Origin of the sequence: Bacillus salitolerans, from assembly GCF_042680805.1 — a bacterium.
Taxonomy (GTDB): domain Bacteria; phylum Bacillota; class Bacilli; order Bacillales; family SA4; genus Bacillus_CJ; species Bacillus_CJ salitolerans.
Genome location: NZ_JBHUEM010000004.1, coordinates 58,772 through 85,037 on the forward strand (window position 1 = coordinate 58,772; position 26,266 = coordinate 85,037).

22 protein-coding genes and 1 other annotated feature are annotated in these 26,266 nt (G+C 36.9%); of the genes, 20 read left to right on the forward strand and 2 right to left on the reverse strand.

Annotated features, from left to right (window positions below; genetic code table 11):
* Window positions 1-77: 77 nt before the first annotated feature.
* The 5 genes from lon (at window position 78) to ACFSCX_RS05445 (ending at window position 6,384) form a co-directional block, all read left to right on the forward strand.
* On the forward strand, window positions 78-2,402 hold the full coding sequence (gene lon / locus ACFSCX_RS05425) for an endopeptidase La (protein WP_377927135.1): 2,325 nt from the start codon (window positions 78-80) through the stop codon (window positions 2,400-2,402).
* Window positions 2,399-3,007: a ribosome biogenesis GTP-binding protein YihA/YsxC gene (gene yihA / locus ACFSCX_RS05430; RefSeq protein ID WP_377927136.1), complete on the forward strand. Its 609-nt coding sequence runs from the start codon at window positions 2,399-2,401 to the stop codon at window positions 3,005-3,007. Before lon ends, yihA begins: the two co-directional genes overlap by 4 nt.
* 1,077 nt (window positions 3,008-4,084) lie before the next feature.
* Window positions 4,085-4,867 (forward strand): transporter substrate-binding domain-containing protein, encoded by a 783-nt coding sequence (locus tag ACFSCX_RS05435; protein ID WP_377927137.1) that lies wholly within the window; start codon window positions 4,085-4,087, stop codon window positions 4,865-4,867.
* 89 nt (window positions 4,868-4,956) lie between these two features.
* The gene (locus tag ACFSCX_RS05440) at window positions 4,957-5,616 is read left to right on the forward strand and encodes an amino acid ABC transporter permease (RefSeq protein ID WP_377927138.1); all 660 of its coding nucleotides are present in this window, start codon (window positions 4,957-4,959) and stop codon (window positions 5,614-5,616) included.
* 45 nt (window positions 5,617-5,661) lie between these two features.
* Complete coding sequence (locus ACFSCX_RS05445) at window positions 5,662-6,384, forward strand: amino acid ABC transporter ATP-binding protein (RefSeq protein ID WP_377927217.1); 723 nt, start codon at window positions 5,662-5,664, stop codon at window positions 6,382-6,384.
* 26 nt (window positions 6,385-6,410) lie between these two features.
* Here ACFSCX_RS05445 and ACFSCX_RS05450 read toward each other — a convergent pair whose 3' ends face one another.
* Window positions 6,411-6,896, reverse strand: coding sequence for a LiaI-LiaF-like domain-containing protein (locus ACFSCX_RS05450; RefSeq protein WP_377927139.1), 486 nt, complete (start codon window positions 6,894-6,896; stop codon window positions 6,411-6,413).
* Between the two features lie 229 nt (window positions 6,897-7,125).
* Between ACFSCX_RS05450 and hemA the strand changes: the two genes are divergently transcribed.
* From hemA to ysxE, 8 genes are all read left to right on the forward strand, one after another.
* Window positions 7,126-8,484, forward strand: coding sequence for a glutamyl-tRNA reductase (hemA, locus tag ACFSCX_RS05455; protein WP_377927140.1), 1,359 nt, complete (start codon window positions 7,126-7,128; stop codon window positions 8,482-8,484).
* A gap of 15 nt (window positions 8,485-8,499) precedes the next feature.
* On the forward strand, window positions 8,500-9,333 hold the full coding sequence (locus tag ACFSCX_RS05460) for a cytochrome C assembly family protein (protein WP_377927141.1): 834 nt from the start codon (window positions 8,500-8,502) through the stop codon (window positions 9,331-9,333).
* Window positions 9,334-9,371: 38 nt separating this feature from the next.
* Entirely contained in the window at window positions 9,372-10,304 is a 933-nt protein-coding gene (gene hemC / locus ACFSCX_RS05465; RefSeq protein ID WP_377927142.1) for a hydroxymethylbilane synthase, read from the forward strand.
* Window positions 10,304-11,104, forward strand: coding sequence for a uroporphyrinogen-III synthase (locus tag ACFSCX_RS05470; protein WP_377927144.1), 801 nt, complete (start codon window positions 10,304-10,306; stop codon window positions 11,102-11,104). The genes hemC and ACFSCX_RS05470 overlap by 1 nt, the downstream gene beginning before the upstream one ends.
* Window positions 11,091-12,071, forward strand: a complete 981-nt coding sequence (gene hemB, locus ACFSCX_RS05475; protein WP_377927145.1) for a porphobilinogen synthase — start codon at window positions 11,091-11,093, stop codon at window positions 12,069-12,071. Before ACFSCX_RS05470 ends, hemB begins: the two co-directional genes overlap by 14 nt.
* Before the next feature lie 12 nt (window positions 12,072-12,083).
* Window positions 12,084-13,373, forward strand: coding sequence for a glutamate-1-semialdehyde 2,1-aminomutase (gene hemL / locus ACFSCX_RS05480; protein ID WP_377927147.1), 1,290 nt, complete (start codon window positions 12,084-12,086; stop codon window positions 13,371-13,373).
* Window positions 13,374-13,586: 213 nt separating this feature from the next.
* On the forward strand, window positions 13,587-14,702 hold the full coding sequence (spoVID, locus tag ACFSCX_RS05485) for a stage VI sporulation protein D (protein WP_377927148.1): 1,116 nt from the start codon (window positions 13,587-13,589) through the stop codon (window positions 14,700-14,702).
* Between the two features lie 85 nt (window positions 14,703-14,787).
* A complete protein-coding gene (ysxE, locus tag ACFSCX_RS05490) occupies window positions 14,788-15,834 on the forward strand; it encodes a spore coat protein YsxE (protein WP_377927149.1) in 1,047 nt (348 codons plus the stop codon).
* Between the two features lie 20 nt (window positions 15,835-15,854).
* Here the strand turns inward: ysxE and ACFSCX_RS05495 are convergent, their stop codons facing one another.
* Window positions 15,855-16,046 carry a hypothetical protein gene (locus tag ACFSCX_RS05495; protein ID WP_377927150.1) on the reverse strand — a complete coding sequence of 64 codons (192 nt, stop codon included), beginning with the start codon at window positions 16,044-16,046 and terminating at the stop codon, window positions 15,855-15,857.
* Between the two features lie 172 nt (window positions 16,047-16,218).
* Window positions 16,219-16,449 (forward strand) — a binding site (T-box leader).
* Window positions 16,450-16,686: 237 nt separating this feature from the next.
* Here ACFSCX_RS05495 and ACFSCX_RS05500 point away from each other — a divergent pair.
* The 7 genes from ACFSCX_RS05500 to ACFSCX_RS05530 all read left to right on the forward strand — a co-directional run bounded on the left by ACFSCX_RS05500 (window position 16,687) and on the right by ACFSCX_RS05530 (window position 26,249).
* Window positions 16,687-19,332, forward strand: coding sequence for a valine--tRNA ligase (locus tag ACFSCX_RS05500; protein ID WP_377927151.1), 2,646 nt, complete (start codon window positions 16,687-16,689; stop codon window positions 19,330-19,332).
* 88 nt (window positions 19,333-19,420) lie between these two features.
* A complete protein-coding gene (locus ACFSCX_RS05505) occupies window positions 19,421-20,725 on the forward strand; it encodes a bifunctional folylpolyglutamate synthase/dihydrofolate synthase (RefSeq protein WP_377927152.1) in 1,305 nt (434 codons plus the stop codon).
* A gap of 135 nt (window positions 20,726-20,860) precedes the next feature.
* Window positions 20,861-22,579 (forward strand): sensor domain-containing diguanylate cyclase, encoded by a 1,719-nt coding sequence (locus tag ACFSCX_RS05510; protein WP_377927153.1) that lies wholly within the window; start codon window positions 20,861-20,863, stop codon window positions 22,577-22,579.
* 326 nt (window positions 22,580-22,905) lie between these two features.
* On the forward strand, window positions 22,906-23,901 hold the full coding sequence (locus ACFSCX_RS05515; RefSeq protein WP_377927154.1) for a hypothetical protein: 996 nt from the start codon (window positions 22,906-22,908) through the stop codon (window positions 23,899-23,901).
* Window positions 23,902-23,972: 71 nt separating this feature from the next.
* Window positions 23,973-25,226, forward strand: a complete 1,254-nt coding sequence (locus tag ACFSCX_RS05520) for a VanW family protein (RefSeq protein ID WP_377927155.1) — start codon at window positions 23,973-23,975, stop codon at window positions 25,224-25,226.
* A 53-nt stretch (window positions 25,227-25,279) separates the two neighbouring features.
* The gene (locus ACFSCX_RS05525) at window positions 25,280-25,702 is read left to right on the forward strand and encodes a type IV pilus modification PilV family protein (protein ID WP_377927218.1); all 423 of its coding nucleotides are present in this window, start codon (window positions 25,280-25,282) and stop codon (window positions 25,700-25,702) included.
* A gap of 1 nt (window position 25,703) precedes the next feature.
* A complete protein-coding gene (locus ACFSCX_RS05530; protein ID WP_377927156.1) occupies window positions 25,704-26,249 on the forward strand; it encodes a prepilin-type N-terminal cleavage/methylation domain-containing protein in 546 nt (181 codons plus the stop codon).
* Window positions 26,250-26,266 lie beyond the last annotated feature (17 nt).

Here is a 26,266-nt window from a genome sequence, read left to right on the forward strand (position 1 = left end):
GGAATCAAATAAGATAGAATTGAACAAGACTTTTAATGACGTTGTGAGTATGATCGTTACGGAGGTGCAACAGCATAATGGCGAAGAAAAAGGAAATGATCGTCCCACTTCTCCCATTAAGGGGATTACTCGTCTATCCTACTATGGTATTACACTTAGATGTTGGACGGGAAAAGTCAGTACAAGCGTTAGAAAAGGCTATGATGGAAGAACATATAATATTTTTAGCCACACAAAAAGATGCAGCTATTGATAACCCTGAGGAAGAAGATATTTATCAAATTGGAACACTATCGAGAGTGAAGCAAATGTTAAAGCTTCCAAATGGTACAATTCGTGTTTTAGTAGAAGGACTAAGTCGCGGAGAAATTACTAATTTTTATGATCACGATGAATATGTTTCTGTTCAAGTTAAAATCACAGAAGATCCTACAAAACGAGATATTGAAGAAGAAGCATTAATGAGATCTTTACTTGATTATTTTGAACAATACATAAAGTTATCTAAAAAGGTTTCGGCTGAAACGTATGCAACAATCTCTGACATTGAAGAGCCAGGAAGAATGGCTGATTTAATTGCTTCACATCTTCCGTTAAAGATGAAAGAAAAGCAGGACATATTAGAAATCTTTAATGTAAAAGAACGTCTTAATAAGCTTATTAGTATTATCAACAACGAAAGAGAAGTATTAAATCTCGAAAAGAAAATTGGTCAACGTGTAAAACGTTCAATGGAACGTACACAAAAAGAATATTACTTGCGTGAACAAATGAAAGCCATTCAAAAAGAACTTGGTGATAAAGAAGGCAAAACAGGTGAAGTAAGCACACTTAAGGGAAAAATTGAAGAAGCAGGCATGCCTCAATCAGTGAAAGAGACAGCTCTTAAAGAATTAGATCGTTACGAGAAAATCCCATCAAGCTCAGCGGAAAGTGCTGTTATTCGAAATTATATAGAATGGCTCATTTCACTTCCTTGGACGAAAGCAACAGAAGACCAGTTAGATATTAAGCATTCCGAAAAAGTATTAAACGAAGATCATTATGGTTTAGATAAAGTGAAAGAACGTGTATTAGAGTACTTAGCCGTACAAAAGCTAACACAATCTCTAAAAGGTCCAATCCTTTGTCTTGTGGGTCCACCAGGGGTTGGTAAAACGTCATTAGCTCGCTCGATTGCTAAATCATTGAATCGAAATTTTGTACGCGTCTCACTTGGTGGAGTAAGAGATGAGTCTGAAATACGCGGACATCGTAGAACGTACGTGGGAGCAATGCCTGGACGTGTTATCCAAGGTATGAAAAAAGCCGGAACAATAAACCCTGTTTTCTTACTAGATGAAATCGATAAAATGTCTAGTGATTTTAGAGGTGATCCTTCAGCTGCAATGCTTGAAGTGTTAGATCCTGAACAAAATCATAACTTTAGTGACCATTACATTGAAGAACCATATGATTTATCGAAAGTGATGTTTATAGCAACAGCGAATAATTTATCAACAATACCTGGACCTTTATTAGATCGTATGGAAGTTATAACGATTGCAGGCTATACGGAGGTCGAAAAAGTTCATATTGCAAAAGACCATTTACTTCCAAAGCAAATGGAAGAGCATGGTCTAACTAAGGGCAATATGCAACTTCGGGAGGAAGCCCTATTAAAGCTCATTCGCATGTATACAAGGGAAGCGGGAGTCCGAAATTTAGAAAGACAGCTTGCTACCCTATCGAGAAAGACAGCGAAACTGATTGTATCAGAAGAGCAAAATAAGGTGATTATAACCGAAAAACGATTAGAAGAGCTACTCGGTAAGCCTAAATTCCGTTACGGACAAGCTGAAATTGAAGATCAAGTCGGTGTTGTTACGGGACTTGCCTATACTGCCTTTGGGGGAGACACACTTTCCATTGAAGTATCTGTCGTCCCTGGAAAAGGCAAGCTTCTGTTAACAGGAAAGCTAGGAGATGTCATGAAGGAATCGGCCCAAGCAGCTTTTAGCTATATTCGTTCAAGAGCATCAGAATTCAACATTGATCCAGAGTTTAATGAGAAAAACGATATTCATATTCACGTACCAGAAGGAGCTGTTCCTAAAGACGGACCTTCTGCTGGTATCACAATTGCAACTGCATTAGTGTCTGCTTTAACTGGAAGAGCCGTGCGGAAAGAAGTAGGGATGACAGGTGAGATAACCCTAAGAGGTCGTGTTTTACCAATTGGCGGATTAAAGGAAAAATCGTTAAGTGCCCATAGAGCGGGATTAAAGACAATCATTGCTCCAAAAGAAAATGAAAAAGATTTGGACGATATTCCAGAAAGTGTACGAAATGACTTAAAATATATCCTTGTGTCACATTTAGATGAGGTACTTAAGCACGCATTAGTAGGGGAGAAAAAATGAAAGTAAATCAAGCTGAAATTGTCATCAGCGCTGTGAAACCAGAGCAGTATCCTGATGATGGTTTACCACAAATCGCTTTGGCTGGTAGATCAAATGTAGGGAAGTCATCTTTTATTAATAAGATGATTAATCGTAAAGCATTAGCGAGAACCTCCTCAAAGCCTGGAAAGACACAGTTATTAAACTTTTATATCATTAATGAAAAGTTATATTTTGTAGATGTTCCTGGGTACGGTTATGCCAAGGTTTCGAAATCTGAGCGAGCGGCTTGGGGGAAAATGATCGAGACGTATTTGACAAAAGGAGAACATCTAAAGCTTGTGGTACTCCTTGTTGACCTACGTCATGCCCCATCAAACGATGATGTCATGATGTATGACTTTTTAAAACATCACAACATTCCCACAATGATTGTGGCAACCAAAGCAGATAAAATCCCAAAAGGAAAATGGCAAAAACACCTTAAGGTTGTAAGAGAAACCCTTCAAGTGGAAAAAGGTGATCCCCTAGTCCTGTTTTCTTCAGAAACAGGACTAGGAAAAGATGAAGCATGGAAAACACTGCTAAAATATTGCCACATGGAACAATCGGAAGAAGAGTCTTAAGACTCTTCTTTTTTATTTTTAAGTTAATAAAGTATACGTTTCTGGTGTTTAGTTTATATAATGTTACGGCTAAATCGAAGCTCCAGCGCCCAGCCAAGCTGAAGTGGCGACGACCTTTGCCATTTCATCCTACTCGAGGGAAAAAGAAAAATCACTTTTTCCTTGGTCGAAAAACCTGTCATGAATAAAAGGGAAAACCACCTTTCTTTCATGACAGAACATTTGCTCTGCCTTAATCTAAACGTGGCGCACTGAGACTTTTGTTCTGTATGAAAAGAATTAGTACTAGAGACACGAAATATAATATCAGAGATAAGTAATAGTTGAATCGAGATAAGTAAAACGTTGAACGAGGAAAGTAAACCGGAAACGAGATAAGTAAAAGCGAGCAAGAGGAAAGTAAATCGGGAAACGAGGTAAGTAAAAGCGAGCAAGAGGAAAGTAAATCGGGAAACGAGGTAAGTAAAATCGAGTAAGAGGAAAGTAAACCGGAAACGAGGTAAGTAAAAGTGAGCAAGAGGAAAGTAAATCGGGAAACGAGGTAAGTAAAAACGAACAAGAAGAAAGTAAACCGGAAACGAGGTAAGTAAAACCGAGCAAGAGGAAAGTAAATCGGGAAACGAGGTAAGTAAAAGTGAGCAAGAGGAAAGTAAATCGGGAAACGAGGTAAGTAAAACCGAGTAAGAGGAAAGTAAACCGGAAACGAGGTAAGCCAAACCGAACATGAGGATCACAAAATACTAGATTTACGCTAAGTTTTTTTAAAATACTGGATTCATCGTTCACTATATATTTCATTTCTCACTATATGAAGGATATGTAAGGAAAAAAAGGGATTTGTATGGAAAAAGTATATTTTTTTGTGAAAATCAGGTTTTATGTCTGTTAATAACGGGTAACTAAGAAATATGAAAATTGCGACAATGGGAAGAAGGCTGTTACCCTTAAAGGGGTAGATTCAAAAAGTGGGACAATTCGATGCTTGTTCGCATCCATATACATAAACATAACTGCCACACTTTTTGAGACTACCTAGGATCAGCTTTATTCATATATTTTCTAAGGGGGAGAAAGAGCATGAGAAGAAAACATCTATTGTCTACGGTAGTGATGATTTTGGTGGTAGGTCTGCTAGCTGCCTGTGGCGGGAAAACCACAACGAGTGAAGGCTACCAGCTTGCAGAAGGCGGGAAATTTACATTCGCCTCATCTGGAGAATTTAAGCCATTTAGTATGACTGATGGTAGCGGTGTCATGACTGGATTTGATATTGAAGTAGGAGAAGCAGTAGCAGCTGAGCTAGGATTAGAGCCTTCACAGCAAAAGTATAAGTTTAATGCAATAGTTGAAGGTGTGAAAACAGGTCGTTTTGATGCTGCAGTTGCCAGTCACACCATTACGGAAGAAAGATTAGAAAGTGTAAACTTTTCAACTCCTTATTACTACTCAGGTCCTCAAATTTTTGTAAGACCCGATAGTAATATTCAAACTCTCGATGATCTTACTGGATTAGAAGTAGCAGTATCTAAAGGGTCAACTTATGCCGATACAGCAGCTGAGGTAACCGATACAATTATTCAGTATGATAGTGATGTTACAGCATTAGAATCACTCAATAACGGAAAACATGATGCCGTTATTACTGATTTTATCACTGGAAAAGAAGCGATCGGAGCTGGCTTTTCTATTGAGGGAAGAGCGCTTCTAGGGCGAAGTGAACAAGCCATCGCTGTATCTAAAGAAAATGAAGCATTGCTAGAAGCGATTAATGATGCACTTCAAACACTTCGTGAGAATGGTACATTAAAAGATATCAGTATTAAGTACTTCGGTGAAGATATCACGGTTGCCCCTGAATAATGGGGTGTTTCAAATCTGATTAAATAAGAAAGCATGTGCGAAATGCACATGCTTTCCTATCTAAAGGAACATCAAAGGAGTTGAATCAATTGCCTAACTTTTTTCATCTATTAAGCACATTTGCTGAAACGTACCCTGTGTTTTTAAAGGGAATGTGGATGACTTTATATGTTACAGCCATTTCACTTTTAATAGCTATTATTATTGGGTTAGTATTTGCCCTTTTAAAAATATCAGGTATTAAACTATTTGAATGGATAGCGAACTTATATATTTATGTAGTACGTGGGACACCATTGATTTTACAAATCTTTATTTTTTACTTTGGATTAGCGGAATTAAATATTTCAGCGTTTTGGTCGGTGGCATTAGGATTAGCTTTTCATAATGGAGCCTATATTGCGGAAATTTTCAGAGGATGCATTCAATCTATCGATAAAGGACAGATGGAAGCAGGCAGGTCCTTAGGGATGAGTAAAAACTTAACGATGCGAAGAATCATATTACCACAAGCATTTAAAAGAGCCCTACCCCCACTTGGAAACCAATTCATTATTGCCTTAAAGGATTCCTCACTTGCAGCTTTCATAGGATTTTACGAACTCTTCAATGTTGCTACTACACTTGGAGCGAATGAATTCGATAGTATGACATATTTAATCATCGCTGGTGTGTACTATTTAATTCTAGTATTTATCTTTACATTACTAGTATCTGCATTAGAGAAGAAAATGGCCGCTGGTGATTAAAAAGTCGGGAAGGAGAGGGCTGATCGAATGAGCAAAGAGCGAGAAATGATAAAAGTAGAAAAACTAAACAAATCATTTGGGGATTTACATGTATTAAAGGATATAGATATTAATGTGAGAGAAAGCGACGTTGTCGTCTTGATTGGTGCAAGCGGGTCAGGAAAGAGCACCCTGCTGCGGTGTTTGAATTTCTTAGAAATGAAGGATAATGGATTGATTATGATTGAGGGAGAAGAAATTAACAAGGGAACACATAACCTTAACCATATACGGCAAAAGGTAGGAATGGTGTTTCAGCACTTTAACTTGTTTCCACATAAAACTGTTCTTCAAAATGTCATCGAAGCCCCTGTTCAAGTAAAAAAAATACCTAAACAACAGGCGATTGAAGAAGGGATTGATCTTCTTCGCAAGGTCGGTCTTGAAGAGAAGAAGGATGTATATCCATCCAAGCTTTCAGGTGGACAAAAACAGAGGGTTGCCATTGCTAGGGCACTTGCAATGAAACCAGATATCATGCTATTTGATGAACCAACATCCGCTCTAGACCCTGAATTAGTAGGTGAGGTCCTTTCAACCATGAAGGCACTCGCTTTAGATGGAATGACGATGGTTGTCGTCACCCATGAAATGGGTTTCGCTAAAGAAGTAGCTGATTGGGTTGTCTATATGCACGATGGGAAAATTGTGGAGGTTGGTCACCCCGAACAAATCTTTTCCAAACCAAAAGAAGAGAGAACAAGAGAATTTTTAAGTAAAGTACTATAAAAAATAAGACGGCACAACGTGTCGTCTTATTTTTTCTTTATAAATAGTAAATAAACACCTGCCACAATTAAACCGATTGGCCAATATTTCTCAATGAAGTTTACAATGGAACCGATCCACCCTAACCACCCTATAACTTCGTGATAAAATAAGGCAAGAATGGATAAAATTAATAATAATAATCCTGGGAGTAGATTCGACTTTGTTTGCTGATATTTAAGTAAAAATGCACAACCAATAATCAAGGTGAACATTGCCCAATGTTCTGGCCAAAAGGAAAAAAGTATTGAAAAATGAAAATGTAGACCAAACCCAAACAAAATAAATCCAGGAACGATATTTTGATAGTCTCTAGATGTGTAAGCTTGTGCTAGAAACGCAATTCCGATAATGATAAGTAATGTGGGCCAAGTATAAAAAACTTTTAACGAATAGAGATTGAGTTGGTCCAGTAAAAAATATAGTCCTATTCCAATTAATATTATTCCAGGAAATACACCTTGTTTCTTCATAGATAATCACCTTCCAATAAGTAGAAAAATCGATAGTAGGTACTTGTACTTGATAAACGGTGTTGTTTTTGTTATTGTACATTTTGGAGTCATTTTTTTAAGGACGTCTTCGAATAATACCAATATTTATCTTATCATATGAGTTCATAGTCTGTTCACAATTTTTAAACAGGACTTAATTTTATTCATGTTATAATAAACATACATTATTATGGGGGTGGATGAACAAATGCATATTCTTGTAGTTGGCGTAAATTATAAAACAGCCCCTGTTGAGATTCGTGAAAAACTAACATTTAATCAACTAGATTTACCACAGGCAATGACACGGCTAAAGAACCAAAAAAGTATTTTAGAAAACGTAATTGTTTCTACATGTAACCGTACGGAAATTTATGCTGTTGTGGACCAACTCCACACAGGACGTTATTATATAAAGTCATTTATGTCGGAATGGTTTGGATTAGATAAAACGGAATTCTCTCCATTTTTAACAATCCACGAAGATGAAGCAGCCGTTGAGCACTTGTTTCGAGTTTCATGTGGCTTAAACTCAATGATACTTGGTGAAACACAAATTCTCGGACAAGTACGTACGAGCTTTGGCTTATCACAAGAGGAACAAACGGTGGGTACGGTATTTAATCAGCTATTTAAGCAAGCTATTACCCTTGCAAAACGTGCTCATTCTGAAACGGAGATTGGATCTAATGCCGTTTCTGTAAGTTATGCAGCCGTTGAGCTTGCGAAAAAAATCTTTGGTTCTTTAGTAAACAAACACGTTGTAATATTAGGTGCTGGAAAAATGGGCGAGCTTGCTGTTCAAAATCTACATGGTAATGGTGTAGGGCAAGTAACGGTTTTAAATCGCACTCTAGAAAAAGCTGAATTATTAGCTTCACGCTTTGCAGGAACGGCTAAGCCTATAGAAGAACTTGAAACGGTTTTATCAATGGCTGATATTGTAATAAGCTCTACTGGTTCAAAGGATTACGTAATAACTGAGTCGATTATGGCGAAGGCAGAAAAGAAACGTAAAGGTCGTCCTATCTTTATGGTGGATATTGCGGTACCTCGAGATCTTGATCCAGCACTATCTAACTTAGACAGTGTGTTTTTATATGACATCGATGACTTGGAAGGAATTGTAGAAGCAAACCTTCAAGAGCGTCAGCATGAGGCTGAAAAAATAGAGCTTATGATTGAAGAGGATATCGTAGAATTTAACAAATGGCTACGTACACTTGGAGTCGTACCTGTGATTTCTGCATTACGTGAAAAAGCTCTAGCTGTTCAAGCCGAAACGATGCTAAGTATCGAACGAAAGCTACCGAATCTAACAGAGCGAGACATTAAAGTACTAAATAAGCATACGAAGAGTATCATTAATCAATTATTACGAGATCCGATTTTAAAAGCAAAAGAGCTAGCAGGTGAGCCAAATGCTGAGGAATCTCTAGACTTATTTATGAAAATCTTTGATATTGAAGAAGCAGTTGAAGTGCATAAGAAGCGTGAAAATCAAAGCGTGACAAGTGAGTCGAATCAATGGCAAGTATCTTCTCAAAAGGTATCGGCAAAAGTCTAAGTGAGGATTTGATGAATGTTTACTATCTCAATGAGTTGGGTTTACGAACTTACCATTCTTATATATGCACTTAGTGTATTATTATACTTTATTGATTTCTTACACAACAACCGGAAGGCAAACCGAATCGCCTTCTGGTTGCTTTCTATTGTTTGGATTTTACAAACATTTTTCTTAATCATTCGAATGATTGATATTGGCAGAATCCCCATACTTACGATATTTGAAGGGTTATACTTTTACGCATGGGTACTTATATCCCTATCACTTATAGTAAACCGACTAGTACGAGTCGACTTTATCGTGTTCTTCACGAATGTGCTCGGTTTCTTTATTATGTCTCTTCATACCTTTGCTCCCGCTCAGCATCAATCAACATTATTAGCCCAACAACTAGTCTCGGAATTACTGATTATACATATTACAATGGCCATTTTGTCTTACGGGGCTTTTACTCTTTCCTTTGTTTTTTCATTGTTATATTTTATTCAATATAATTTATTGAAGAAGAAAAAATGGGGAAAAAGATTACTTCGATTAGGTGATTTGTCAAAACTAGATCACATGTCGTATGTATTAAATGTGATTGGAGTACCAATGCTGATATTATCTCTTTTATTAGGAATAATCTGGGCTTATATAAAGCTCGATCATTTTTATTGGTATGATGCAAAGGTCATTGGGTCATTTATTGTGCTCGTTACATATAGTTCTTATTTATATTTGAGAGTTGGAAAAGGACTTGAAGGAAAAACAATGGCTACATTAAATAATATGGCGTTTTTAGTCCTGCTCATTAACTATTTTTTATTTGGTAATTTGTCGCGATTTCATATTTGGCATTCGTAAGCAAGGAAGTGTAGTTTTAACGGTGAAGGAGGATAATGATGAGAGAAATTATTGTAGGTTCTCGTAGAAGTAAGCTTGCTTTAACCCAGACAAATTGGGTGATTGAACAATTAAAAGCATTAGGGGCACCATTTGAATTTAAAGTGAAAGAGATCGTTACTAAGGGTGATGTCATACTGGATGTGACATTATCAAAGGTTGGTGGAAAGGGTCTCTTTGTAAAAGAAATCGAACAAGCTATGCTAGATAAAGAAATTGATATGGCTGTTCATAGCATGAAGGATATGCCAGCTGTCTTACCTAATGGTTTAATTGTTGGTTGTATGCCAGCACGTGTTGATTATCGTGATGTATTAATTTCAAAGGATCATACGAAGCTTGCCGCTTTAAAGAAAGGGGCGATTATCGGAACGAGTAGCCTAAGAAGAAGTGCTCAGTTACTAGCCATTCGTCCTGATTTAAATGTAAAATGGATTCGTGGAAATATTGATACAAGACTATCTAAGCTGAAAAATGAAGAGTACGATGCGATACTATTAGCAGCTGCGGGCTTACATCGTATGGGGTGGACAGAAGAGGTAGTAACGGAATATCTTGAGCCAGAGATTTGTTTACCTGCGGTTGGTCAAGGTGCTCTTTCAATAGAATGTAGGGAAGAGGATTCAGACCTACTAGATTGGCTACAAAAATTCAATGATACGAAGACTGAAACGACTGTTAAGGCGGAACGCGTGTTTCTCCATGAGCTTGAAGGAGGTTGTCAAGTACCTATCGCGGGACTTGCAACGCTCTTAGAAGATCAGCAGATCAGATTAACAGGATTAGTTGGTACACCTGAAGGGAAAACCATTCTTAAAGAGACAGTAACTGGATCTGATTACTTGAAAGTTGGGCAAGAAGTAGCGAAACGACTAAAAGATCAAGGAGCCTTAGATATGATTAAGAAGGTAAAAGAGGACCTTAATTCTTAATGAAAGCATTGCCTCTTCATCATAAAACGATTGTGATTACTAGAGATGGAAAAAGTAACGAACAATTGGCTGCACATATATCGAAACTCGGTGGAGTGCCAATTTCAGTTCCGCTACTTGACTTTAGACTTTCAACCATAACTGAGCATGAAGAACGAATCATTCATGATCTTATGCAGTATGATTGGATTGTGTTTACGAGTGCAAATGGAGTAAGCTATTTTTTTGAACTGTATTATAAATTGAAAAAAGAATCTGTACTACGGTTACCTAACATCGCTGTAGTTGGAGAGAAAACAAAAAATTCCATTGAAGAGAGAGGATTTATTCCTTCACTAGTTCCAAAGGAATATGTGGCAGAGTGTCTCATTGAAATGTTCATGCAGGAGCCTATTGAACAAAAAAAGATCCTACTTATAAAGGGAAATCTTGCACGTCCGGTATTAGCGAATGGTTTAAAAGAGCTTGGAGTCACTGTACATGAGCTTGTTGTATATGAGACCTATTGTCCGGCGACTAGAGAACAGCTCAAACAGTTATTACATCAACGAGTGGATGCGATCACATTTACAAGTCCTTCAACCATTAAACATTTTGTACAGCTTTTACGAGATGAAAATTGGCAGTCTTGGATAAACAAGACACTTGTTTGTTGTATCGGTCCAATCACCCAAAAAACAGCACTGGAATATGGCATTATCCCGCAAATAGTACCGAATACTTATACGTTAGACCATTTGTTGGATGAATTAACTTTGTTTTTTATTAATAAGGAGGAAGAGCTAGATGGCACAATTTAAACGTCATAGAAGACTTCGCAGTTCGGCAAACATGCGTTCCATAGTCCGAGAAACTTATTTACATATAGAAGATTTTATTTATCCGCTTTTTATTGTTGAGGAAGAAAATACAAAGCAGGAAGTTCCTTCTATGCCTGGTGTATACCATTTATCCTTAGATTATTTAGTGAAAGAGGTTCAATCGATTGTAGACTTGGGAATCAAGTCGATTATTTTATTTGGTGTACCAAATGATAAGGATGAAGTAGGATCTTGTGCTTATCATGAGGAAGGAATTGTTCAAAAGTCAATAAAGCTTGTTAAAGAGCATTTTCCTGAATTAGTCGTGGTTGCGGATACTTGTCTTTGTCAATATACATCTCATGGACACTGTGGAGTCATTGAAGATGGGTATGTAGAAAATGATAAGAGTCTAGAGCTATTAGTGAAAACGGCTGTTAGTCAAGCACAGGCAGGAGCAGATATTATCGCACCATCAAATATGATGGATGGGTTTGTTGCGGCAATTCGTGAAGGATTAGATGAGGCTGGGTTTGTCGATACACCGATTATGTCTTATGCAGTCAAATATGCTTCTTCTTTTTACGGACCTTTCCGTGATGCTGCCCATAGTACACCTCAATTTGGCGACCGGAAGACATACCAAATGGACCCAGCTAACCGCCTCGAAGCTCTTCGTGAGGCTGAATCCGATCTAGCTGAAGGGGCCGATTTCTTGATTGTAAAACCAGCACTATCTTACTTAGATATTATTAGAGATGTAAAGGACTCGTTTAATGTTCCCGTGGTAGCTTACAATGTTAGTGGTGAGTATTCTATGATAAAGGCTGCTGCTCAAAACGGTTGGATTTCTGAAAAAGAGATTGTGCTAGAAATGTTAACAAGTATGAAGCGTGCTGGAGTCGACTTGATTATTACGTACTTTGCGAAAGATGCTGCAAACTGGTTGTCTGAAAATGAAAAATAGGAGGCCGAACATATGAAGCAATTTTCGAAATCTGTAGCTGCTTTTAGTGAAGCACAGACAGTGTTACCAGGTGGGGTTAATAGCCCGGTTCGTGCATTTAAATCAGTGAAAATGGATCCTGTTTTTATGGAAAGAGGGAAAGGATCGAAAATTTATGATATTGATGGAAATGAGTACATAGATTATGTTCTTTCTTGGGGACCATTAATTCATGGTCATGCTGATGATAAACTCGTTGAAGCATTAAAAAAAGTAGCAGAGCTTGGGACAAGCTTTGGTGCACCTACGATACTAGAAACAGAACTTGCTAAGCTTGTTATTGAAAGAATTCCATCGATTGAGATGGTGAGAATGGTCAGCTCTGGTACAGAAGCTACGATGAGTGCACTTAGACTAGCAAGAGGTTATACAGGTAGAAATAAAATTATGAAATTTGAAGGCTGCTACCATGGTCACGGAGACTCCCTTTTAATTAAAGCCGGTTCAGGTGTTGCAACATTAGGACTCCCGGATAGTCCAGGTGTACCAGAAGGCATTGCTCAAAATACGATTACCGTTCCTTATAACGATATGGAAAGTGTCAAGTATGCATTTGAGCAATTTGGAGACGATATTGCAGGTGTTATTATTGAGCCAGTTGCAGGTAATATGGGTGTTGTTACACCTCTACCAGGTTACTTAGAGGCACTCAGGGAAATTACTAATCAATATGGTGCTCTACTAATCTTTGATGAAGTAATGACGGGATTCCGTGTTGGCTATCATTCTGCACAAGGGAAATATGGAGTTACACCAGATCTTACTTGCTTAGGAAAGGTAATCGGCGGAGGACTTCCAGTAGGAGCTTACGGGGGACGCCGTGAGATTATGGAAAAGATTGCGCCAAGCGGTCCTATCTATCAAGCTGGAACATTATCTGGTAATCCACTTGCAATGACAGCTGGTCTTGAAACGTTGCGTCAACTTACACCTGAAACATATGCCGAATTTGATCGGAAAGCTGATCGTTTAATTGAGGGATTAACAAAAGCTGCACAAAAATATGAACTCCCTCACAGATTAACAAGAGCAGGATCAATGGTTGGTTTCTTCTTTACGGATGTAGAAGTTACAAATTATGAACAAGCAAAAACATCAAATTTAGATATGTTTGCTGAGTATTATCGTAACATGCTTGAAGAAGGTGTGTTTTTGCCACCTTCACAGTTTGAAGGAATGTTCCTTTCAACCGTACACTCTGATGAGGATATTGAAAAAACGATTGAAGCAGCAGAAAAGTCATTTTCTAGACTTAAGAAATAATTGGAAAAACCACTTCATACATTTGTATGGGGTGGTTTTTTTTGATAAGTTAAGAAAATATTTGCGAGTGTGAGTTTCTCGGTATGTCCAAGATGATAAAAACTTCAAGAAACGTTACATTCTTTAAAGTTTTTTTCATAAACAAGCTTTTTGAAACATAAACCTGTAATGACATTGTAAATTAATTTGAGGGGTTTGAAAGGAGGAGCGGACTTGACAGTTGAAAACCAATCGTCTATACGATTTTCTGTAGAAGAGTCCATTTGGTTCCAAAGAGGACAGGAAGTATCTGAGTTATTATCAATGTCTTTAGATCCAGATATCGTCATTCAAGAACATGATCAATATATATCTGTTAAAGGTGGATTAGTCTTAACAGGAGAGTATCATGCTCAAACAGAAGATGATGGTAGAGAGGTTAATAGACCTGAAACAGCAAGAAACGTTCATGAGGTTACAACTCGTGAAGATGGGGTAAGTGAGCTAAGACACAAGTTCCCAGTAGATATTACGATTCCAAAAAATCGCATCCAAAATTTAAACGATGTCTATGTCACGATTGAAGCATTTGACTATGAATTACCTCAACGTGGGAATCTGCTATTAGAAGCTGATTTATCCATAACAGGTATTTATGGTGATGAGAAACAACAAGCAGCATTTGAGGAAGAAAGAGAAGAAGAAAGTCGTGAAGAGGAAGATGTAGAAGTGGATGAAACGATAGAGGAAGTTCAATCCACTCAGGAAGAACCACCAGGGGATGACGAAGATGTAGTAGAGGAAGTAACAGCTGAAGATGCTCACCATGATCTTCAGGAAGATTTACAAGAAAATATTGAAGAAGAATTGGTAGCACCGTTAATGAGAGGTTCATATTCAGAGGAATCTGAAGAGCCTGTGACGAATGAAGACCCATTCACTCCGTTTGTCGTTGAAGCAAAAAGTGAACATCCTGAAGAAGAGGTGGAAGTTTCAGAGGAAAAGACAGACGAAGTCGAAGAGACCGTTGCTTATGTACGTACAGCACCACAGCTAGAATTCAAGAGTCGTGTAGAGCAACCAGAAGCAAGTAATCCGGCTGAATCAAACGATTCTGGGTCTAATGATGAAAATACTTTGTACCTAACAAAGTTATTTGCAGATGAAAATACATCTGAGACAGCGAAATTAAGAATGTGTATTGTCCAAAAGGATGAAACTCTAGAAATGATTGCAGAGCGGTATGATGTTCAGGCGCAATCGTTGATTAGAATTAATCATTTAGATCGAGAGCATTTAGCTGAAGGACAAATATTATACATTCCAGCTCTAGTTGGAAATCGAAAGTAAGAGGTTAAAAGAAACGTGAGTGAGGTTCTCTCCTCACGTGTTTCTTCTTTTTCAATGAGTAATAGAAAAGGAAGTGTAATAATCGATGACAACTGAATTACTTCAGCAATATCAACCTTTGTTAAGAGAATATGGCATTGAACCACAATTTATTGAGGATTTAGGCCGTGTGAAAAAAATCCATTCTACTGATGGAATACTAGCTTTGAAACAAGCAAAGCTTCCATATAATGAAATAGCTCACTACGAGAGAAAACTACAATTTTTACAATATAAAAGCTATGGATATAGCGTTCCAGTATATCGAACAAAAACTGGGAGTTTTTTTGTTTTTGATAATCACTATAGTGCTTACTATTTAATGCCGTGGTTAGATTCATATAATGATGAAGAGGAACGAAACGATCATGCTTTTCAGCTATTTAAACAGCTAGGAGAACTACATGCCAACTCATTGAAAGAAGAGAGGCTTAAAGATGGTGAAGTAGATGAGCTTGTAGACTGGATAAAGGATCATTGGCAAAAAAGAAGGGATGAGCTTGAGCTATTTATCGAGAAGTGTGAAGAGAACACATATATGTCGCCCTTTCAACTATATTACTGTACGTATTTTCAAGAGATGATGAGAGCACAAGAGTTTGCATTAAGGAAATTAGATGATTGGAAAGAAATGATGGACGAGAAAAAGAAATATCGCACTGTTTTTATACACGGTCAACCTTCATTCCATCATTTTTTATATAATGTAGAAGGTCAAGGTCTTTTTGTTAACTTTGAACGGTCAGGTTATTCTTCCCCTATCCATGATTTGCTTTACTTTTTTTACCGGTCGTGTAAAACGTACCCACTCCACACGGATGATCGTTTCCAATGGTTTCAAACGTATCGAAGTCATTTTCCTTTACAAGAAGATGAAGTTACTTTATTTATGGCGTACTTGGCTTATCCAGAAAATATGTATAGAGTAGTAAAAGAATATCAGAGTAAGAGCAGTAAGAGTGAATTAAAGTCATTACAGCTTCTCCAGCGATCTTATTGGCAAATGAAAAACATTGAATATTTTCTTACGAACATCGTTGTGTTTGAAGAAGAGAAGAAGAAAAAAGAACAACAAGAGTCCCAGGAATCATAAGGGAATCTTGGTGTTCTTTTTTATAGCCATTCTAAGTGAAAGCTAACTGCCAGTAAAATTAGTATTCCTAAAAGGATAACGTCGAATGGGGTAGGGATAAAGATTGTTCGAACTCCTTGGAAGATTGTAATTGGAATAATTACTTGTATTGTGACGGAGCGGCAATACCTCAACCAAGGAGGAAGGGTATAGGGGTTATATCTTCTTTTCATAAATTGCCCTCCTTACAGTATGTTCTATGTATTACAGTGTATGTACATCAACATCAAAAGGTGAAAATCAGATAGGCTCATCACCATTTTTTGTATAAATTCAAAAAAATACGGGAATACTTATTGACGATTCAGTGGGAATTTCGTAGACTATGTTATATATTTTAAAATTATAAATGCAAAGACAGGGAAGAGTACAGGTAAGCTCCTTCAGAGAGAGAAACAAGTAGCTGAGATGTTTCTTAGGTAAGTTAACTGGAATGTCGCCCTTGAGCAGCTCTTTTGAATAAAGTAGGAAGAGCCGGTGAAGTGCCGTTATTTTATTGAGTGTGTAGAACATAACGTTTTTTCGTTCTGCAAAAAAAGGTGGTACCGCGAAAATATAACTCCTTTCGTCCTTTTATGGATGATAGGAGTTTTTTATTTTTTACAGAAAATATAAGCTTCGGATCTCGGCGTTGCTCAGAAAATTAAAAATCCTCATTTAAACAACCTAAACTCCGATTTTTAATTTTTTTCGCGCCTTGCCTCCTCGCTACTATTTCCTGTAAGTGACAGTCACTACCCGAAATTTGTCGAATTGTCAAAAAAGGGAGTCAATGCACAAAATTTGTCGAACAGAAACAAGGGAGGAATTAGGATGGAAACGAATGAACAAATGCTTTCAACGAAGTATGATCCAAAAGCTGTTGAAGCAGGCCGATATGATTATTGGCTTAAGGGTAAGTTTTTTGAGGCGAAGCCTGAGGAAGGGAAAGAACCGTATACGATCGTTATTCCTCCTCCAAACGTAACAGGGAAATTGCACCTTGGTCATGCATGGGATACGACCCTTCAGGATATTATGACGCGAATTAAACGTATGCAAGGTTATGATGTTTTATGGCTACCAGGTATGGATCATGCCGGGATAGCTACACAGGCGAAGGTAGAGGCAAAGCTTCGTGAAGAAGGGAAGTCTCGCTATGATTTAGGTCGTGAAAAATTCCTTGAGGAATCTTGGAAGTGGAAAGAAGAATATGCAAGTCACATTCGAAAGCAATGGGCGAAGCTTGGACTTGGATTAGATTACTCTCGTGAACGCTTTACGCTAGATGAAGGTCTTTCTAAAGCGGTTCGTGATGTTTTCGTTTCACTTTACAATAAAGGGCTTATATATCGTGGTGAATACATTATTAACTGGGATCCAGCTACGAAGACAGCTCTTTCTGATATAGAGGTTATATACAAAGATGTTCAAGGTGCGTTCTACCACATGAAATATCCTCTAGCTGATGGATCAGGACATATTGAAGTAGCGACAACTCGTCCAGAAACTATGCTAGGAGATACAGCAGTAGCAGTTCATCCAGAAGATGATCGATATAAGCACCTTATCGGAAAGACCGTCATTCTTCCAATTGTAGGACGTGAAATTCCAATCATTGGAGATGACTATGTGGATATGGAGTTTGGTTCAGGTGCTGTTAAAATTACCCCTGCTCATGATCCAAATGATTTTGAAATTGGAAATAGACATAACTTGCAGCGTATTCTAGTCATGAATGAAGACGGAACGATGAATCAAAATGCTGGAAAGTACCAAGGCATGGATCGTTTTGATTGCCGTAAACAAATTGTAAAAGATCTTCAGGAAGAAGGTATTCTGTTTAAGATTGAAGAGCATACTCACTCCGTTGGACATAGTGAACGTAGTGACGCCGTTGTTGAACCTTACTTATCTACACAATGGTTCGTAAAAATGAAGCCACTAGCCGACAGAGCTGTAGAACTTCAAAAGACTGAAGGGAAAGTAAACTTTGTTCCAGATAGATTTGAGAAAACATACGTACATTGGATGGAAAACATTCATGACTGGTGTATTTCTCGCCAGCTTTGGTGGGGACACCGTATTCCAGCCTGGTATCATAAAGAAACCGGTGAGGTGTATGTAGGTCATGATGCCCCGAGCGATGAAGAAAATTGGGAACAAGATAAAGATGTATTAGATACTTGGTTCAGTTCAGCGTTATGGCCGTTTTCAACCATGGGCTGGCCAGAAGAGGATGCAGCTGACTTCAAACGTTATTATCCAACAAATGTTCTTGTTACTGGTTATGACATCATTCTTTTCTGGGTATCTAGAATGGTATATCAAGCCCTGGAATTCACAGGAAAACGTCCATTTGACGATGTATTAATACACGGATTAGTTCGTGCTGCTGACGGTCGTAAGATGAGTAAGTCACTTGGTAATGGTGTAGATCCAATGGATGTTATTGATCAGTACGGAGCAGATTCACTTCGTTATTTCTTATCAACAGGTAGCTCACCTGGTCAAGATTTACGTTTTAGTATGGAAAAGGTAGAAGCGACTTGGAATTTTGCAAACAAGATTTGGAATGCTTCAAGATTTGCGATGATGAATATGGAAGGTCTAACGTATGAGCAGCTTGATCTATCAGGAGAAAAATCTGTAGCTGACAAGTGGATCCTTACTCGACTAAATGAGACGATTCAAGAAGTGACAAAGCTTGTTGAAAAATATGAGTTTGGTGAAGTTGGGCGTATCCTTTATAATTTCATCTGGGATGATTTCTGTGACTGGTATATTGAAATGGCGAAGCTACCATTATATGGTGAGGATGAAGCTGCTAAGCTAACGACACGTTCAATTCTTGCGTATGTACTAGATAATACGATGAGATTGCTACATCCATTTATGCCATTTATTACAGAAGAAATTTGGCAGTATTTACCTCACCAAGGTGAGTCTATCACGATTGCTGAGTGGCCTAAGGTTCGCTCGGAACTATCTGATGATTTAGCAGCAAGTGAAATGAAGCTATTGGTTGATATAATTAGAGCTGTACGTAATATTCGTGCAGAGGTAAACACACCAATGAGCAAGCAAATTAAACTTCAAATAAAAGCGAAGGATGATGCAACCCTCGCGAAGCTTGAAAAAAACCGTTCCTACATTGAGCGTTTCTGTAATCCAAGTGAACTAAATATCGGATTAACGATCGATACAAATGAAAAAGCAATGACCGCAATCGTAACGGGTGCTGAATTATCTTTACCACTCCAAGGCTTAATCAATGTAGATGAAGAAATAAAACGATTGGAAAAAGAGCTTGAAAAGCTAAATAATGAGGTTGAGCGAGTTCAAAAGAAACTAGGAAACGAAGGATTTGTAAGCAAAGCACCAGCTAATGTAATTGAAGAAGAGAGACTAAAAGAAAAAGACTATATTGAAAAGCGTGACACAGTTCTAGAGCGAATTGAAGACTTAAAAGCGCTATAATCGATTTAGTAAGTGGAGGCGATAACAATCGTCTCCATTTCTTTAAAATAGTACTATTTGTGGACTTTTTATTGGAGGAAAATATGTTATGTTTACTTCTTATGATCAAGCACTAAACTGGATCCATTCAAGGCTAAGGTTAGGAGTTAAGCCTGGGCTGAAACGAATGGAATGGATGATGGAACGACTTCAACACCCAGAGCGAAGAATTAGGGCTATTCACGTAGCAGGTACAAACGGGAAGGGTTCAACGGTAAGCTATATTCGTTCTATCTTACAAGAAGCTGGTTATGAAGTCGGAACCTTTACTTCTCCGTACATTGAACAATTTAATGAACGGATTAGTATAAACGGAGTCCCTATTTCAAATGAAGAAATGTTGGATTTAGTAAATCAAATTAAGCCATTAGCAGATGAGCTAGAACAAACTGATCTTGGATCACCGACAGAATTTGAAGTCATAACTGCGATGTCCTTATTATACTTTGGATATACCCATTTAACTGATTTTGTGATTTATGAAGTAGGTCTTGGTGGAAGGCTTGATTCTACGAATATTGTTCATCCGATGGTCTCAGTTATTACAACTATTGGGTTTGATCACATGTCTATACTCGGGAACACGATTGAAGAAATCACCTTTGAAAAAGCGGGCATTATTAAATCGGGAATCCCAGTTATTACGGGAGTGCAACAATTTGAAGCTCTTAATGTTATTGAAAAAGTTGCTAAGGAGAAGAAGGCAAAAGTTTATCTTTACAACAGAGATTTCTTAATAGAACACGATGCTCCAGTACCGTCTATAGGTGAAAGATTTACCTTTTGTTCTGAACGTAATCGTATTGAGAACCTAGAGATTTCTATGAAGGGTGCGCATCAAGTGTTAAATGCTTCTCTCGCAGTAAAGGTTATTGAGTATTTACAAACGTATTTCTCGGTACAAATTGATGAGGGGCATATTCGTAAGGGCCTTTTTAAAATGTTCTGGCTTGGGCGGTTTGAAACGGTATGTGAACAACCACATATAATTATAGATGGTGCTCATAACCCAGAAGGTATCCAAGAACTTATTAAAACTGTACAATCACACGTAAAGGATCAGGAAATAACGGTTATGTTTAGTGCACTACAGGATAAAAAACTGGATGAGATGATTCAATTATTGCAGTCTATCGGTAAAAAATTGATTTTTACTTCCTTTGATTTTCCTAGAGCAGTACCAGCAGAGAAGCTTTTTGAATCTTTCCCATACCATCATGCGGAAATGCATATTGATTATAAACAAGCTATCGAACAAACCATTCACTCAATGGAAAAGAATGAAGTCCTTCTAATAACAGGATCCTTATATTTTATTTCTGAAGTAAGACAATATCTAAAAAATAGAGCATAGAATGAAATATAGTACTTTTGTAAGAGGAACAAACTACTAATTTTTTTGTGACATCTATCTGAATATTTGATAAAATGAAATTATATATTCATGAAAGCAAGAAATTATTAGTAGAGTAGAGGAGAGGAGGAGCTTATGGGCGTAAGTGTAAAGAGACAAATAATGATATACCTAGCATGGCTTCTCTTATTTCCTACATTACTTTGGATGATATATATAAATTTCCAACCACCTGTTCCGTTTTTTGAAACGGATATGATTACTTTCTTACTATTAATGTGCATTGTCTCTGCATTACCAATCATTGTAAATGATACGCCAATTTTCTTTACAAACGGTGTATCACTATCTGTCTTTTTAGTGTTTGGACTATTTGCCGAAGTCGTTTTTATGCAAATTGCTTTAATTGTACTGATGGTAAAAGTTAGGGTAAGTAACAAAGACTTTTTCAGAGTGCCGATGAATTCCTTAATGTTTCTATTCATTTCATTATCTGGTGCTTTTGTCTATTATGGGCTTGGCGGAAAGCACGGTGAATTTGAATTAAATTCAACGAATACTTATATTCCGATTATTACGTACGTGTTAACAGTGGTTCTCTTCAATCATGTAACCCTTCATTTAGTAAGAAAATTTATATATAAACGATCTGTTATTTTTTTTAGTAGGGATTTAATTTGGGAAGTTATGACCACCTTGTTTACCATTCCAGTAGGATTTGTGTTATATGTCCTTTATAGTGAAATTGGAATTACAGGTGTGTTTTATGTTGGGTTGCCATTTGTCAGTTTAGCAATTATTTTAAAGTTATATTACTCAAGTCAAAAGGTGAATACGTATCTTCAAGATGTAAGCTCAATTGGTCATCAGCTAACGGAGCGATTAGAAGTAAACGAGGTTTTGACTCTATTTATTGCGAAACTTTCCGATATGCTGAAAGTGGACGTAGCATACATTGTTGATGTTTCAAATAATAATCGTTTTGAGTTATTACGGTACATGGAGAATGGGAAAGAAGTAGAAATCTCTGATGCAACTTTTCATCAAGACACTGGAATAAGCAGATATGTGTACGAACAAAAACAGCCTGTACTATTTAAAAAGAGATCTGAGTGGTCGTTCTTGGCTTCAGGGTTTCTTCCATCAAGTGTTGAAAGTGTGATTTCTGTACCAGTAAAACGTCATCAACAGGTAGTTGGAATTATTACATTAGCCTCTACACAAAAAAGAGCATATGAACGATTCCAGTTGATGATCGTTGATATATTAGCGAACTATTTAGCAGTAGCTATTGAGAATGCAAAGCATCATGAAGCAACTAAGAATATTAGTGAGAGATGCGCTCTTACATCTTTATATAACTATCGTTATTTTGAGAACAAACTGGAGGAAGAATTTAAAGTCATTTCGGAAAACCCTTCTGCTACCATCTCACTTGTTTTACTAGACCTTGATCATTTTAAATCTGTGAACGATACGTACGGTCATCAAGCAGGAAACGAAATATTAAGCCAGCTAGCAGAGAGATTAGTAGAAATCGTTGGAGCGAAAGGGACAGTAGCCCGTTATGGAGGAGAAGAATTTGCAATATTGCTCCCAAATCTAGATCGATTTACATGTTTTAAACTGGCAGAAACGATTCGACTAGCAATCTCTAACACTCCATTTACGATACAGAATCACTTAGAAGAGAATAATAAGAAGTTGAACATTAGAATTACTGCAAGTATTGGTATTGCATCTGCCCCAGATGATGGAGATGACCCTATGGCACTCATTAGACACGCTGATCGAGCATTATATACAGGAGCAAAGCAAAAAGGAAGAAATAAAGTTGCACAATATGTAAAATAGGCCTTTCGATTAATTCGAGAGGTTTTTGTTTTTGATAGGCATAAAAGGAAAATTAGAGAGTTTGTAGAAGATTGTATATAGGTAAATTGAATAATTTTTTTACTATTGACTCAAAGAATGTAACCTTCATGTAAATCGCTGGCTATTATAAAAAATAATTGCCATTGAATCATTCTTTTATAAAAAGGTATTTTGTAATACAATGAAAATAAGTCGAATTATGTCGTATTATCGATTGCTTTTTAAGTCATACGCACTTCCCAAAATACTATTCACCTATAACAGTTATTAATGTTTACTTACAAAGAGAGTGAGGTGAGATTTTTTTGGATTATATATTTTTACTTATCGCCCTTATTTTATTTGGTCTAATATTATGGGTTTTACCTTTTGGTTTTCAATTCAAGGGAAAGCTTTTGTTATTGTTCCTTGTTTCGTTGTTGACAATTGTTGGCTATTTAGCTAATACGATAATGGCTATCTGGCAAACGGCAAGTATATTATTTGTCTTGGTTACTTTAATCACATTTGTTATTTATCAAAGAGCAGGTCATCTCTTTGAGACAACTGAAATTATCCATGAGGAAACACAGGAGCAAAAAAGGTTCATTATCCCTGTACGGGAAAAAAGTCCTGAAAAACTTCCTTTTGTACCTAGTATGAGGTCAAATGAGGAAGTAGTTTCTCACAATGAAGATATTGAACATGAACATGAAGATGAAGTATGTAATGATGCACCTATTCCACCTGACAATGCTGAATCAGATCTAAACGAGATTAAATATGAACCTGAACTTATAGATAATGAAATTGAGCCTATACTTTCTGAAAATAAAGAACATATCGGTGTCAAAGGGCTACTAGAAAATATTACCGAACATAAAGAAAAAAATGAGCCGGATCAATATGTAAACATGAAAGTAGAAAAATCTAATGAGATCTCATCTCCAAAGAGCTCTGTTAATATTGATGAGGATTTAGAGGTTCTATTACATCGTAATTTAGAATCAGATAATGAACTAGCGGATGAAACAATGGAGAGGCCATTACTTATAAAAAAAGACGATGAACCTACTCCCTTAATCCGAGACTTAGAATCGTTAGTTGAGGGAGAAGAAGTAAATAAAAAAGAATCAGAAGAAATTGAAGTTGGCTTTTTACGGTCCTTTGATCAGTTCGAAGTGATTGAGGAACTTCAACTTGAACCTGTTCAACAAAAAAAGCAGGATTCCTTAAAGGAAAAAGAGTATCACGAGTTACCTTTCGATGTTATCGAGGAGCTAAAAGAATTTCCAACTGAAAAAGACAGGAACAAAGATTAAAGTGGTCCTATGTTTTCGTATTAGAACTTTAAAGCAGCCATAAACTACACGTACGAAAGGGGGCTCTTGATGTGAGAAGTAAGGAATTCATGAAATTATTTTCATCATTATTACTTGGAATCATGTTTGTGTTAAGCTTCTCACAACTTGGGGCCTATGGTTACAAGCATGTTTTCAAGAATAATAGTGTTTTTGAACAAAATACGATCATTGGAAATGTGGATGTATCTGGGATGACAGAGGAAGAGGCTTCAAAATATTTAACCGAATCATTTAATGCATGGTTCCAATCGAGTATTCTCACCCTCAATTATAAAGAAGTAGAAAAAAGATTGGCTTCAGAAATGTTTCGATTTTCAATATATGATAGTGTGAATCTAGCTGAAAATGGAAAAGTCTCACCATTAATCATTACTGTTGAAGAATCCGTATATAAAGAAATGATTGGTGCTTTTAATGATTCGGTCCTTGAAGCAGCAATCAACGATGAACTCCTTAAGAAGGAAATCTTAAATGTAGTAACAACCATGCAAACGGGGGAATTTTCCTTTAAATTGATTGATTATATTGAGGAAGATCTAGAAACAGTCGTTGTTTCCGAAGGAGCAGTTAACCTCACCGAAGAACAAGTGATTGTAATGACAAATGCTCTAGAAAATCGAAATCAGCTTGTGATTCCTCCATTAAGCCAAGTATCGGTTTTACAGTATATACATGACCAAGAGATACAGCTTTCAAATGAAGAGTTGAATATTTTAGCTTCTGCACTATACAAAACTATCCTTCCTACTAACTTTGACATAGTAGAAAGGCATACAAGCAGAGCTTTTCCAGGTCATGTAGAACTAGGATTTGAAGCACGGATTTTAGATAAAAGTATGGATCTTTCCTTTCACAATCCGAATTCAACTGAATATGTGGTAAATATGACGATTCAAAAGCAACAATTAAAAATGGAGCTTGTCGGTGCTCCATTTGTATATGAGTATGAAATTCTTTTAAAGGATAAACAAACGTTTCCCCCGAAATCTATCTTACAATTTGATCCAAAACTACCATATGGGGAATCTCGAGTTGAAGAAGAAGGACAAGAAGGCTACTTAGTGACGGTGGTTCGTAATAAAATGGATAAGAACGGAAGCGTCCTTGATTATGATACGATATCAGAAGATTTTTATCCTCCCGTTCATCAAATTGTCGTGACGAGCATTTTGCCGAAAGATGAAGTATTAGATGAAAATGAAGTTGTTGAAACACCTGTCGATACTAATGGAGTTAACACGAATCCAACTGAAGAAGATGAGACAGAGAACATTAGTGAGTAGGACAAGTCAGAGGCTTGTCCCTTTTTATAACTATTGAAGGATTGTGATTGAAAATGTGGAACCAACAAAATGGAATGACGTTATTTGAAGTACTAGCTGCAATAGTGATCTTATCAATTATTGCTATAGTTCTAATGAATTCTATGGGCTTTACGTCAATAGCATTTTCTAAAAGTGACAAAAAGGTAGAAGCTATTTTAATAGCGGAAACAGAGTTGAAAGTCAAATTGCATGAACTAGAAATTGCGTCTCCTCCAATAAACGTTTGTACTACCTCATGTACAGAATCGAAGAGTGTGAATCGAAATGGACACAATTATCACATCTCTATTATAGAAACTTCTCTCACCCAAACCCCAGCATATAATTATTCAAGTCAAAATCCATATGTTTCAATGCAGGGAATTGCGGTTATGTACAATGGAACATCTAATGAACAACGCCTAATTACGGTTGTAGTTGATTGGGAGCGATAAAATGAAAAGTGAAAAAGGTCTGACCTTACTTGAAATTCTAGTAACTATTACAGTGTTTTTTATCGTTGTAGGTGTCTGCTTTACCATGTTCTCCACAGTAAACTTATTCGTGAATACCTCTGAAGAGAAATTTAATCGTCATACTGATCAAAACCTTACGATTAACTCTATAACGAAGGAAATTGCAGATCCAGTAGAATTATATTATAGTATTTCACCGATTCAAGAGCTGAGGTTTAAGAACTACAAAGGTGATGTCAAATCTATACGTTACGAAGCGACCACACATACATTAAGCTTCGTTTCATCTTCATCGAATGATATTATGAGCTTCAATGACAGTCAAATTTTTGTCCTATCTGAAAATGTATCCAATTTTGTATTAACAGATCAGAATGGAGGATCTGTTCCAACAGAAGTTATCTTAGATAGTGATGTTCTTTATTCACTACGACTTACCTTTCAATCGATAAAACCAAATGCTAATGGAACGGAAGAAATTAGAACAAATGAAGTAACAATCAATATCAAACCTTTTAAACAATAAAAGCTGAGTAGAAAAAC

What these genes read in the sequence shown, in the direction of transcription:
- lon (WP_377927135.1), top strand. Translation starts at nt 78, where the DNA reads ATGGCGAAGAAAAAGGAAATGATCGTCCCACTTCTCCCATTAAGGGGA.
- yihA (WP_377927136.1), top strand. Translation starts at nt 2,399, where the DNA reads ATGAAAGTAAATCAAGCTGAAATTGTCATCAGCGCTGTGAAACCAGAG.
- ACFSCX_RS05435 (WP_377927137.1), top strand. Translation starts at nt 4,085, where the DNA reads ATGAGAAGAAAACATCTATTGTCTACGGTAGTGATGATTTTGGTGGTA.
- ACFSCX_RS05445 (WP_377927217.1), top strand. Translation starts at nt 5,662, where the DNA reads ATGATAAAAGTAGAAAAACTAAACAAATCATTTGGGGATTTACATGTA.
- ACFSCX_RS05450 (WP_377927139.1), bottom strand. Translation starts at nt 6,896, where the DNA reads ATGAAGAAACAAGGTGTATTTCCTGGAATAATATTAATTGGAATAGGA.
- hemA (WP_377927140.1), top strand. Translation starts at nt 7,126, where the DNA reads ATGCATATTCTTGTAGTTGGCGTAAATTATAAAACAGCCCCTGTTGAG.
- ACFSCX_RS05460 (WP_377927141.1), top strand. Translation starts at nt 8,500, where the DNA reads ATGTTTACTATCTCAATGAGTTGGGTTTACGAACTTACCATTCTTATA.
- hemC (WP_377927142.1), top strand. Translation starts at nt 9,372, where the DNA reads ATGAGAGAAATTATTGTAGGTTCTCGTAGAAGTAAGCTTGCTTTAACC.
- ACFSCX_RS05470 (WP_377927144.1), top strand. Translation starts at nt 10,304, where the DNA reads ATGAAAGCATTGCCTCTTCATCATAAAACGATTGTGATTACTAGAGAT.
- hemB (WP_377927145.1), top strand. Translation starts at nt 11,091, where the DNA reads ATGGCACAATTTAAACGTCATAGAAGACTTCGCAGTTCGGCAAACATG.
- hemL (WP_377927147.1), top strand. Translation starts at nt 12,084, where the DNA reads ATGAAGCAATTTTCGAAATCTGTAGCTGCTTTTAGTGAAGCACAGACA.
- ysxE (WP_377927149.1), top strand. Translation starts at nt 14,788, where the DNA reads ATGACAACTGAATTACTTCAGCAATATCAACCTTTGTTAAGAGAATAT.
- ACFSCX_RS05495 (WP_377927150.1), bottom strand. Translation starts at nt 16,046, where the DNA reads ATGAAAAGAAGATATAACCCCTATACCCTTCCTCCTTGGTTGAGGTAT.
- ACFSCX_RS05500 (WP_377927151.1), top strand. Translation starts at nt 16,687, where the DNA reads ATGGAAACGAATGAACAAATGCTTTCAACGAAGTATGATCCAAAAGCT.
- ACFSCX_RS05505 (WP_377927152.1), top strand. Translation starts at nt 19,421, where the DNA reads ATGTTTACTTCTTATGATCAAGCACTAAACTGGATCCATTCAAGGCTA.
- ACFSCX_RS05510 (WP_377927153.1), top strand. Translation starts at nt 20,861, where the DNA reads ATGGGCGTAAGTGTAAAGAGACAAATAATGATATACCTAGCATGGCTT.
- ACFSCX_RS05525 (WP_377927218.1), top strand. Translation starts at nt 25,280, where the DNA reads ATGTGGAACCAACAAAATGGAATGACGTTATTTGAAGTACTAGCTGCA.
- ACFSCX_RS05530 (WP_377927156.1), top strand. Translation starts at nt 25,704, where the DNA reads ATGAAAAGTGAAAAAGGTCTGACCTTACTTGAAATTCTAGTAACTATT.